This window comes from Paenisporosarcina quisquiliarum (assembly GCF_043641925.1).
Lineage (GTDB): Bacteria > Bacillota > Bacilli > Bacillales_A > Planococcaceae > Paenisporosarcina > Paenisporosarcina quisquiliarum_A.
This window is the reverse complement of the sequence record NZ_JBHZRU010000001.1, coordinates 87,480-99,256: the sequence shown is the minus strand read 5'-3', so window position 1 is coordinate 99,256 and position 11,777 is coordinate 87,480. Positions and strand designations below refer to the sequence as shown.

Genomic DNA, 11,777 nt, shown 5'->3' with positions numbered 1-11,777 from the left:
TCAACAACGTGTTGAGAGGCTACAGGGCATGACCAAGTAAAGATCCATGTACACGGAACTTTTCGTTGGAATCCCTTTCCCTGCCTCTCTGGACTAGGTATTAAAAGGTTTTATTCAGTTGTATTTTCTTCAAACAAATCATCAGAAACTTGCGGTCTTCCTGGTAGCACTAAGTTTAAGATGACGCCGACGATTGCAGCCAAAGCCATTCCTTCAATTACAAAGGTCTCCGAGAAATGTAGTTTTGCTCCACCGATTCCAATAACTAAAATAATGGATGAGATGACTAAATTTCGTTTATCTCCAAAATCAATCTTGCTATCAACTAACATACGTAAACCAGATGAAGCGATAATTCCAAATAATAGAATTGAAATGCCACCTAAGACTGCTGTTGGAATTGAACTAATTAATGCCATGACCTTTCCGAAGAAAGAGAACACAATGGCAAGTACAGCAGCTCCAGCAATTACATATACACTATAAACTCTAGTTATAGCAAGTACACCAATATTTTCACCGTAAGTCGTTTTCGGTGGTCCGCCTATTAAACCACTGATGAATGTACCTAACCCATCGCCTAGTATTGAACGATGAAGTCCCGGTTCTTTTATGTAATTTCGGTTTACAATTTTCCCTAATACTAACTGATGACCAATATGTTCTGAAATCGTCACGATGGCAATCGGAACCATGATGATGATTAATGTCGGCGTAATGATAAATTCATAATCGATCCCCGGAAGTAAGAAGTCAGGTGCAGCAATCAATTTCGCTTTTGTCACTGCTGTATAATCGACAATTCCGATGAAAAGTGAGTACACATATCCCACGATAATTCCGATTAAGACTGGCATTAAACTAATCATGCCTTTAAAGAATAATGTTGCAATGACGGCAGCCAATAATGTGACTAGTGCTGCTGAGAAGTGAAGCATACTATACTCTTTTACATTATTTACGGTAATATTCATTGCCATATCAACTGCAACAGGAGATAAAGCCAAACCAATAACGATAATAACAGGTGCCACAACAATCGGTGGCAATAATTTCATGATCCATTTATAACCTGTCTTCCATATGACAAGTGAAACGATAAAATAAACAAGTGCTACGAACAGACTTCCGATCATTGCGCTACCAATTCCAGCTTGTCCAGTTAAAAAAAGAATAGGTGCAATAAAAGCGAATGAAGACCCTAAATATGCTGGTACTTGAAATTTAGTTATAAACAAGAAAATTAGTGTAGCAATACCACTTGTAAGTAGAGCAATTGCAGGGCTTAATCCAACTATCTGAGGAACTAATATCGTTGCACCGAACATCGCGAACATGTGTTGGATACTTAAAGTCGCTAGCTTTCCTGTTGAAGGTTTATCGTGAATATCTAATATGGCTTGAGTGTTTGACATCATTTCCCCTACTTTCTTCTATTCGTGAATCGTTACACTGTCTTCATGATCTGTTTCATTTAAGCGAACGACTATGCGTTCGATACTTGCGGTAGGAATATTTTTTCCTACATAATCAGCACGAATCGGTAATTCTCGATGTCCTCGATCGATTAAGACTGCTAATTGAATTTGTGCAGGTCTTCCTAAATCCATCACTGCATCCATTGCAGCTCGAACGGTTCTACCTGTATACAGCACATCATCGACTAGAATTACTTTTTGATCCTTAACCGCGTGTTGAATATCCACTTGTTGAACGAGTGGTTCTTTATTGGCTGTTTTCATTGAAAGGTCATCACGATAAAGAGTAATGTCTAATTCGCCTGATTTAATACTTTTACCTTCGATTTTTTCGATTTTTGCAGCTAATCGATTGGCTAAGTATGCGCCTCGCGTTTTTATACCAACTAGGATGCACTCTTCGATTCCTTTGTTGCGCTCAATGATTTCATGAGCAATACGAGTTAATGCTCGGTTTATGGCTTGTTCATCTAAGATATTTGCTTTTTCCACCAAGATTGCTCCTCCTTTTCTTCCGTGCGCCAATGTTTCATTTTATTTGAGAAAATAAAAAACCCTCTCGTCCATTTAGGATGAGAGGGTGTGAATGCAGAAAAATATCGCAGGAAAACACACAGCATGTGTCTTTTTACGTTTCACGGTACCTTCTCAGCCTCTCTGGACTGTTTTTAAAGGAATTCTATTTAATTCGTTAGACCAATTATAGAATTAGTCTTCCTTCGTGTCAACTTGAGTTTTCATTTCTTCAAGTAACTCTTCAAATACTTTTGGAAGCGGTGCCTCAAATTCCATGTATTCCTCAGTGCGGGGATGCATGAATCCAAGTACGCCAGCATGAAGTGCTTGTCCACCAAATTCGATCGTTTTCTTTGGTCCATACTTCGGATCTCCAGCTAAAGGGAAACCAATATATTTCATATGAACACGGATTTGATGTGTGCGACCAGTTTCAAGACGACATTCAACAAGTGTGAATTTACCAAAACGTTCAATCACACGGAAATGTGTAATTGCATGTTTTCCACTGTCTACAACTGCCATACTTTGACGATCTTTTTTGTCGCGACCTAAAGGTGCATCAATTGTTCCTTTGTCATGCGGAATATGTCCATGAACAAGTGCAGTATATTTTCTCGTTACTGTCTTTTTTACTAATTGATTAACTAATGATTCATGAGCTTTGTCATTTTTAGCAACCATCAATAATCCTGAAGTATCTTTGTCGATACGGTGGACAATACCTGGACGCATGACACCATTAATGCCAGATAGGTCTGTACAATGATGCATTAAACCATTTACAAGAGTTCCAGATGTATGACCAGGAGCTGGATGTACAACCATTCCTCTTGGTTTATTGACAACCAAAACGTCCGCATCTTCATAAATGATTTCTAAATCAAGATCTTCTGACTGAATGTCTAAAGGTTCTGCTTCTGGAGGTGAAACGATAATTACATCGTCTTTTTTCACTTTGTAATTGGGTTTAATTTGTTCACCATTAACTAAAACAGCTCCATCTTTTAACCAATTTTGAATTTGACTTCTTGACCAATCTGATTCAAGTAGTGAAATTGCTTTGTCAATACGTTCACCTTTTTGTTCTTCTGTTATCGTATACGTAAAATCTTCCATTTACTCACCTGTTTTCTTTTCTCTTTTTTCTTCTAAAAATAATACAATCATCACCATTACTACACCTATTGTTAAAGCAGCATCTGCAATGTTAAAAATCGGGAAATCATAGTTAATGATAGGAATTAACACATCTATAAAATCAACAACTTCTCCTAGATATAATCGATCGATAAAGTTTCCGATAGCTCCACCAAGTAAAATCATTAAACTTAATTGAAATAATGGCTTTCCCTTTGCTTCTTTGTGGAAGTAATAAAGGATTCCCGCAATCACAATAACGGTTACGATTGAAAACAACCATATTTGTCCTTCAAGCATGCCCCAAGCGGCTCCACGATTACGATGTGATAATAAGGCAAACGTAGGATCCAATAAAGGAATTCGTTCTCCTAGCTCCATGTTGTTCACAACTAACCATTTGGTCCACTGATCTAATGCCACTATGATAACTGCAACTAAATAATAAATGTACACGAATGTTCCTCCGTTAGATAAGTATCTTAGCTAGTTTACCACAAAACACGAACAGACAGAAAGAGCTGCCCGTTTGGACAGCTCCGATTCTTACACGTAATATTTTTCTACAACATCCGCACAACGTGGACACAATGTTGGATGCTTGTCATTTTCGCCTACTTTAGATGAAATCGTCCAGCAACGTTCACACTTTTCACCTTGTGCTTTAGTAACCACAACTGAAGCTACATCTAATTTTAATGCATCTGCTGGAGCTTCTTCAGTTAAACCAGCAAGAGTAAATTCAGACACAATAAAGAATTGTGCGAAATCTACCTTATCTGTATCAAAAGCTTCTAGTAATTCTTTCTTCACATACACAATGACTTTAGCTTCTAAAGATTTACCAATAACTTTCGCATTTCGTGCTTCCTCTAATGCCTTTAATACATCGTCGCGCACAAGCATCAATTGTTGATACTTCGTACGTAATTCTGCGAATGATGCATGAGTAGTAGCTTCTGGGAAGTCAGTTAACTGAACACTTTCTTCTGTTTCCTGAGTCAAGAATACCCATAATTCGTCTGTTGTATGTGGCAAAATTGGCGTCGTTAATTTCAATAAAGCAAGTAATGTATCGTACATAACCGTTTGCATCGCACGACGATGTAATTGGTCTGTACCTTCGATATAAACCACATCTTTTGCAATATCTAAATAGAATGAGCTCAAGTCTGATGAAACAAAATTATTTACTGCATGATAAACACTTGCGAAATCATATTTGTCATATGATTTACGAACGGTATCAATCAAATCTTGAAGCTTCATGAACATGTATTGATCTACTTCACGTAAGTCTTCGTAAGCTACACGGTCTGTTTGTGGATTAAAGTCAGATACATTTCCGTGTAGGTATCGGAAGGTATTTCTGATTTTACGATAAACTTCCGCAACTTGTTTAAAGTTTGAATCTGAAACTCGAACATCCGCTGTGTAATCGACAGAAGCGACCCATAATCGAAGAATATCTGCACCTAATTGATTCATAACTTTTGCAGGATCAATTACATTCCCAATTGATTTACTCATTTTACGGCCTTCGCCATCTAAAGTGAATCCATGACTTAACAAACCTTTATAAGGTGCATGACCATTGATCGCAACACTCGTAGTTAATGATGAATTAAACCATCCACGATACTGGTCAGATCCTTCCAAATACAAATCAGCAGGATAAACTAAATCATCTCTTTCATCAAGAACTGCTTGATGAGATGATCCGGAATCGAACCAAACGTCCATGATGTCAGTTTCTTTAACGAAACGACCATTTGGACTGCCTGGATGAGTAAATCCTTCAGGTAATAATTCTTTCGCTTCGCGCTCAAACCAAACTGTCGAGCCATGTTCACGGAAGATTTTAGACACATGAGCAATCGTTTCTTCTGTTAAAATTGGTTCGCCATCTTCCGCGTAGAATACTGGAATTGGAACGCCCCAAACACGTTGGCGAGAAATACACCAATCCCCACGATCACGTACCATGTTGAATAGACGAGTTTCGCCCCAAGCTGGTGTGAATGACGTATCTTTAATCGCTTGAAGTAATTCTCCACGGAATGCTTCGATTGAAGCAAACCATTGTGCAGTTGCACGGAAAATTACAGGTTTCTTTGTACGCCAGTCATGTGGTGCTGAATGTGTGAAGAACGTTAATTTTTCTAGTGCACCTGCAGCATCTAGTGCCTCAGTAATGACTTTATTCGCTTTATCATAAAATAACCCTTCAAATCCTGGCGCTTCTGCAGTTAATACACCACGATCATCAATTGGAGAAAGTACGTCAAGTCCATATGCTCTTCCTACTTGGAAATCTTCTTCTCCGTGACCAGGAGCAGTATGAACGCAGCCCGTTCCGCCTTCGTTCGTAACATGATCACCCAACATCACTAAAGAATCACGATCATAAAGTGGATGTTTAGCAACCATACGGTCCATTTGTTCACCTTTAACCGTTTGAATCACTTCATAAGACGCCCACTCTAGTGCTGTAGCAACAGACTCTAATAAGTCTTTCGCAATTAAATAATGTGTACCTTCTACATCTACAATTACATAATCAAATTCAGGGTTTACTGAGATCCCTAAGTTTGCTGGAATCGTCCAAGGAGTTGTTGTCCAAATGATAATTTTCGTACCTTCTGCGACAACTCCTTTACCTTCAGTCACATCAAAGCTCACGTAAATGGATGGAGATTTTTTATCTTGATATTCGATTTCTGCTTCAGCTAAAGCTGATTCACTTGATGGTGACCAATAAACAGGTTTTAACCCTTTATAGATATAGCCTTTACGAGCCATCTCACCAAACACTTCGATTTGACGTGATTCATAAGCGGGTTTTAACGTGATATAAGGATTTTCCCAATCACCTTGCACACCTAGACGCTTAAATTGTTCACGCTGAGTATCAATTTGCTCATAAGCGTATTTCTCACACAACTTACGGAATTCAGCTAATGTCATTTCTTTGCGATTTACTCCCTTATTAGCAAGGGCTTGCTCGATTGGTAAACCATGAGTATCCCAACCCGGAACATACGGTGCATGGTAGCCAGTCATCGATTTATGACGAACAATCATATCCTTCAAGACTTTATTTAACGCATGACCCATGTGTAAATCACCATTCGCATACGGAGGTCCATCATGCAAAATAAACGTCGGACGTCCTTTTGTACGATTAAGCACTTTTTCATATAAATTCATATCATTCCAAGTTTGCTGCATGACTGGTTCACGTGTTGGCAATCCTCCACGCATTGGAAAATCGGTTTTCGGCATTAATAACGTGTCTTTGTATTCCATCAATATAACCTCCTCAAAATAAAAAAACTCCTCATCCCATGAAGGGACGAGAAGTTTAACTCGCGGTACCACCCTAATTGCAACAATGAAGTTGCCATCTTAGATCACATTAACGGTGTGAAGCCGAAACCACTTACAATCAATCGTTCAGTGGTTTTACTCAAGAGTGATTTTCATTTGATTGCTACTTGTTCGAGCTTCCACCGTCCTCGAATCGCTTTTCTGAGCGCACAAAATACTGTCTCTTTCAACGTATTTAATATCAATATGTAGCTATTATATGGAAAGTAACTACAATCGTCAAGCAAACTCTAATCTTCAGTTGTTTCGATTCGCTCTAGTTCAGATGTGTCCACTTCATATTGCATTAAATGATCCCAATCATCTGTATTGATTAAATCTAACTGAGCTTCAACTAACATTTTGAAGCGATTGCGGAATACTTTTGATTGTTTCTTAAGTTCTTCTATCTCTAAAGCGATACGTCTAGCTTTCGTCAATGCTTCATTCACAATTCGATCTGCATTTTTTTCAGCTTCTTTTACAATTAGCTTCGCTTCTTTTTGAGAATTGCGACGAACTTCTTCAGCAGCCTCTTGTGCAATCACAATTGATTTTTGTAATGTAGATTCAATCGTAGTGAAATGACCAACACGTTCACTAGATGACTTTAACTTTTCTTCTAATTCTTTTTTCTCTTTTAATAGAAGTTCAAAATCTTTAATAATTTGATCTAAAAATTCATTCACTTCATCTTCATTGTACCCACGGAATCCTTTTCCGAATTCCTTGTTATGTATATCCAATGGTGATAATGGCATCTTCTCGATCTCCCCTTTAAAACTAGCGTTGTTTCAAACTATTATACCTTTCATTAGAAAGGTTTACATCAATAATTCGAATTTTCTTTAATATTTCTTATGATTTCGGCTCCATTCGACCAACTTGAAGTCGAATCTTGTCTTTCTTTGTTCTTCCTTCAATCATTCCTAACCGAATACGACCAAAACCTCGAATCGAAATTAAATCAGATTCATGTAATTCAAAAGCTGGTTGATCTCGAACGACCCAATTTACTTTCACTTTTCCACCATGTATGAAAGTAGATGCTTTTTGTCTTGATATATTAAATAATGATGCAATAATCGTATCTAATCTCATTGAACTCACGGTATGTGATTCTTCTACCCACGTTTCCGTATTGAGTAAGAAAAGATGTTCTTCTGGAAGTTCTTGAACTTGTACCTTGGATTTTCCAATGGAAGTAATATTTAAACGTACAAAATCAGCAACTTCAGAAACCACGGCAAATTCAATTCGCTCGCCATCCACTCGGATATCACCAAATTTTGAACGGTCTAATCCAAGAGACATCAATGTACCCAACACATCCGGATGTTCTAACGTTACAAACTTAGATGGATAACTTATTTCAAACATTGTTACTGAGAAGTCTTGATCAGTAGGAACAAAATAAGAGGGCGAAATCAACATACGCTTACGTTCAGCATCCTCAAATTTGCTATATGAATGTGTCACAATTTCCTCATTTTGCCCGGCAATAGCTTGGACAATAAATTGTTCTCGTGGATCTAAAAAGTCCGTCAGCTTTGGTGCGTAGCGGTCTTCCGTTTCACGGATCCATCCACCTACCTGCTCAATAAATGACTGCTCTTCTTTTCTAAAATGCTGAAATATTTGTTCCATTTCCGTTCTCCCTTTCCAGGATTAAAACATGAGATGTTTTAAATAAAAGATTCGTGTCAAAAGATTGATTGACTAATTAGTAGATACAAGTTTATTTATTTTTACTTGTCATTACTATTATTACACGTTTTTCTAAATTCAAATCGTCAGGATTTTTTTATAAAACCACACTAATTTATAAATACATTACTGATTGTAGTTTGTATGTTTTATTCGTATAAAAAAGCCCCACGTCAGTGAGGCAATTCGTTAAAAATTAATCATTAATGTATTTATTCCACTACGTGCTAAATTTAAAACTAAAATCGCAACAATAGGAGAAATATCAATCATACCAAATGGAGGAATGATCTTGCGAAAAGGCTCAAGATAAGGCTCGCAAATTCTCTCTAAAAAACGACCGATTGCAGTTTCTCTTGTACTAGGTACCCAAGACATAAAGATATAGATAATGAGAAATACTGAATATAAAAAGATAACTTGAGAAATTACATAAAGAATTAAGTCCATATTAACTAAATACACCTCTGCTATTGTAAGTCATCGTAATAATAATCGGAAATCGCTCCTGCTACTTCCACTGTATCTGGTGCACATAAAAAGATATCCGTTCCGATGCGTTGAATATCTCCGCCTAAAGCATACACGGTACCACTTAGGAAATCCACAATTCTGATTCCTTGATCTTTGTCAATTCTTTGTAAATTAACAACTACAGCACGTTTGTTTTTTAAGTGCTCAGAAATGTCTTGTGCTTCTGCATACACTCTTGGTTCTACTAAAATAACTTTTGAAGATTTTTGGAGATTCTGCAAACTAACTACATTTGGAATCGATGAGTCCATGGGAGCGACACGTCTTTCTTTCATTGATTTTTTCATTGAAGGTTGTTGTTGCTGAGCAACTGGTGAAGCTTGAGGTTCTGAACGACGTTCACGCTCTACAGGTGCATCATCTTCATATTCATCTAGATAAAAAAAGTTTTTAATTTTATTCTTCATGCTCATGATTTGTCCCCTCTTTCATCCCCAACTAGTGCGGTTCCAATTCGTACAAAGGTTGCGCCTTCTTCAATAGCAATTTCAAAGTCATTGGACATTCCCATAGATAATTCTGTACATGGTGCAAAATCATACTGAGCTTCAGCAATCTTTTGCTGCGCAGATTTCAATTTAGAGAATACCGACCTTAACACTTGTTCATCTTCTGTATTTGGAGCCATGGTCATTAATCCAATTACCTTTATTTTATCAAAAGGTTGTAAAGATAAAATGAAATCTTCAAGTAAGTCTAGTTCAATGCCATGTTTTGCTTCTTCTCCTGAAACATTGACTTGTACGAAGCAATCGATTGGTTTATTGGCACGTTTTTGAATTTCTTCTGCCAAACTTAACCTGTCCAACGAATGAAGAAAATCAATAGTATCAATAACTTGCTTTACTTTTCTAGTTTGTAAAGACCCGATATAATGCCATTTAGCATCAGACTGAATATGTTCAGTCTTTAAAAGTAAACCTTCAGGTCGATTTTCTCCTAGATGGATTAACCCCGCATGTAAAGCTTCTTTTGTTCGCTCAAGTGATACAGATTTTGTTACAGCGACAATGTGTACCTCTGAATCTTTTCGATTCGAGCGTTTGCACGCTTGCTGAATACGTTGTTGAATTTCTTGGTAGTTTTGCGTAATTTCCATATATATTAAATCCCAACTTGTTTCGACGTGTACATTATTTCTTTATTGTACCAATCAAACATTGATTATTCAACGTTTTATCGCTGTTCCTAGTTACCTCGTTTCACTAGTACAACGTCTTTTCCAACAACATGGATATCTTGTATAGCAATTGTTATGGTGGAAGAGTCACTTGAAAAGAGATCCAGCATCTTTTTAGGTTGAGCGACTAAAAAAGCTTCAATCATTCCATTTTCCTTTGAGATTTTGGCATCACTTACAAACCCAAGCATTTTCCCATTACCAGCATCAATAAATTCCTTTTCTTGTATTTCAGTGAATTTCATCCTTTATCCCTCCTCATATAGCTTATGAAACGTTTATTAGAAATACACATCTTTGATTTTCACTCTTTATGGTTCTTTATGTAAATATCTTGTTGATTTCCATTGCGGCGGACGCGTTCCGGGGGCATGGCTTTAGCCGCTTACCTCGCGAAGCTCAGTCCAGGGTCTAAAGCTCATGCACCTGCCGCTTCACTTTCGGTGCACAAACCACCTGCTATTCCCCTCGGAGTCGCCGCCTCCATTCCAATCAACTAAAGTCATTTTAAAATATAATTCTAATCATGCATGGCTTTTCTCATAAAAAGATATAGAGATTTAATTTTACAACCTCTAAAATTAAGATTTTACAGGCGGATCAAAAACTAATTTGAAAGTTGTAAGATGTTAACTATTAGGTAATTACTTGTCTAAAACAATAAATTTTGTACATCTCTTCATCGCTATTATTAGAAGGACACGCAACCTGTTTTATTAGAAAGTGGTCGGATATTTCTGTAGACTCCTGCGGAAAAACGAAATATGGTAGACCCCACAGGCAACGAATTGTGCACAATTCGTTTGCGACGAGTAACCGCAGGAGCATTGGTTTTAAACAACCGAGGAGGCTAGCGTTTCGTCCGCGGAAAGCGAAAGAAATAGCCGACCACCTTCTTTATTTTCAAGTTAAATTAATCAAATTTATTATGTCATTTATTATTTTATCCACTGTTTAAATCATAGGTTGTGTTCATATTTGGATTTATGAAATCCTATCCTTTAAAAAAGCTTTCATTCCGATTAAGGAACGAAAGCTTTTTTGTTATTTAGGATTCTTGATGATATTGTTCCTGGATTATGCTAATTGCATGTTTTTCCAATCGTGAAATTTGGGCCTGGGAAATGCCTAATTCTTTAGCAATTTCAGTTTGTGTTTCTCCATAATAATATCGTTTACTTAAGATTTTTTGTTGACGTAAATCCAGCTTGCTAATGCTTTCTTTCATGAAAACATACGTCGACCATTGCTCTTCTGAAACATGCTCATCCTTCAATTGATCCAACATATAAACCGGATCACCACCATCATGGTAAATGGGTTCTTGAAGTGAGATTGGTTCTTGTATTGCATCAAGTGCAAATAAAATATCTTCATGTGGGATATCAGTCATCTCTGACAACTGTTGCATGGTTGGCTCATGTAAGTTTTCTACAACAAACTGTTCCTTTGCTTTCATTGATTTATAAGCAATATCTCGCAAAGAACGAGACACACGAACTGGGTGGTGATCGCGTAAATGTCGTCGTATCTCACCAATAATCATAGGCACTGCGTAGGTTGAAAATCGTACATTATGCTTCAAATCAAAATTTTCTATGGACTTGATCAGTCCGATGCATCCAACTTGAAATAAATCATCCGCTTGTTCACCACGATATGCAAAGCGCTGAACCAAACTAAGTACTAATCGTAAGTTACCCATTACTAGTTCTTCTCTTGCAGCCATGTCTCCGCTTTGAAATCTTATAAACGTTTGTGTCATAACTTCGTTTGAAAGTACCGGAAGCGTTGACGTATCTACACCGCAAATTTCTACTTTTGTCCGCACCATCACTTTTCCTCCGAACTGT

12 protein-coding genes and 1 other annotated feature are annotated in these 11,777 nt (G+C 37.3%); all 12 genes read right to left on the bottom strand.

Annotation, left to right across the window (positions count from 1 at the left end; translation table 11 throughout):
- Window positions 1-110: 110 nt before the first annotated feature.
- A complete protein-coding gene (locus tag ACHUE4_RS00495) occupies window positions 111-1,415 on the bottom strand; it encodes a solute carrier family 23 protein (protein ID WP_394187311.1) in 1,305 nt (434 codons plus the stop codon).
- A gap of 18 nt (window positions 1,416-1,433) precedes the next feature.
- Window positions 1,434-1,970: a bifunctional pyr operon transcriptional regulator/uracil phosphoribosyltransferase PyrR gene (pyrR, locus tag ACHUE4_RS00490; protein ID WP_394187310.1), complete on the bottom strand. Its 537-nt coding sequence runs from the start codon at window positions 1,968-1,970 to the stop codon at window positions 1,434-1,436.
- A gap of 216 nt (window positions 1,971-2,186) precedes the next feature.
- Entirely contained in the window at window positions 2,187-3,113 is a 927-nt protein-coding gene (locus tag ACHUE4_RS00485; RefSeq protein ID WP_394187309.1) for an RluA family pseudouridine synthase, read from the bottom strand.
- Window positions 3,114-3,590 (bottom strand): signal peptidase II, encoded by a 477-nt coding sequence (gene lspA, locus ACHUE4_RS00480; protein ID WP_394187308.1) that lies wholly within the window; start codon window positions 3,588-3,590, stop codon window positions 3,114-3,116.
- 90 nt (window positions 3,591-3,680) lie between these two features.
- Window positions 3,681-6,443 carry an isoleucine--tRNA ligase gene (gene ileS / locus ACHUE4_RS00475; RefSeq protein ID WP_394187307.1) on the bottom strand — a complete coding sequence of 921 codons (2,763 nt, stop codon included), beginning with the start codon at window positions 6,441-6,443 and terminating at the stop codon, window positions 3,681-3,683.
- Window positions 6,444-6,482: 39 nt separating this feature from the next.
- Window positions 6,483-6,703 (bottom strand) — a binding site (T-box leader).
- A 51-nt stretch (window positions 6,704-6,754) separates the two neighbouring features.
- Entirely contained in the window at window positions 6,755-7,264 is a 510-nt protein-coding gene (locus tag ACHUE4_RS00470) for a DivIVA domain-containing protein (RefSeq protein WP_394187306.1), read from the bottom strand.
- Window positions 7,265-7,361: 97 nt separating this feature from the next.
- The gene (locus ACHUE4_RS00465) at window positions 7,362-8,150 is read right to left on the bottom strand and encodes a YlmH family RNA-binding protein (protein ID WP_394187305.1); all 789 of its coding nucleotides are present in this window, start codon (window positions 8,148-8,150) and stop codon (window positions 7,362-7,364) included.
- 249 nt (window positions 8,151-8,399) lie between these two features.
- Entirely contained in the window at window positions 8,400-8,660 is a 261-nt protein-coding gene (locus ACHUE4_RS00460; protein ID WP_394187304.1) for a YggT family protein, read from the bottom strand.
- A 20-nt stretch (window positions 8,661-8,680) separates the two neighbouring features.
- On the bottom strand, window positions 8,681-9,157 hold the full coding sequence (locus ACHUE4_RS00455) for a cell division protein SepF (RefSeq protein ID WP_394187303.1): 477 nt from the start codon (window positions 9,155-9,157) through the stop codon (window positions 8,681-8,683).
- A complete protein-coding gene (locus tag ACHUE4_RS00450; protein ID WP_394187302.1) occupies window positions 9,154-9,843 on the bottom strand; it encodes a YggS family pyridoxal phosphate-dependent enzyme in 690 nt (229 codons plus the stop codon). Before ACHUE4_RS00450 ends, ACHUE4_RS00455 begins: the two co-directional genes overlap by 4 nt.
- A gap of 89 nt (window positions 9,844-9,932) precedes the next feature.
- On the bottom strand, window positions 9,933-10,169 hold the full coding sequence (locus tag ACHUE4_RS00445) for a PRC-barrel domain-containing protein (protein ID WP_394187301.1): 237 nt from the start codon (window positions 10,167-10,169) through the stop codon (window positions 9,933-9,935).
- Window positions 10,170-10,972: 803 nt separating this feature from the next.
- Window positions 10,973-11,758 (bottom strand): RNA polymerase sporulation sigma factor SigG, encoded by a 786-nt coding sequence (gene sigG, locus ACHUE4_RS00440; RefSeq protein ID WP_394187300.1) that lies wholly within the window; start codon window positions 11,756-11,758, stop codon window positions 10,973-10,975.
- Window positions 11,759-11,777: the final 19 nt, after the last annotated feature.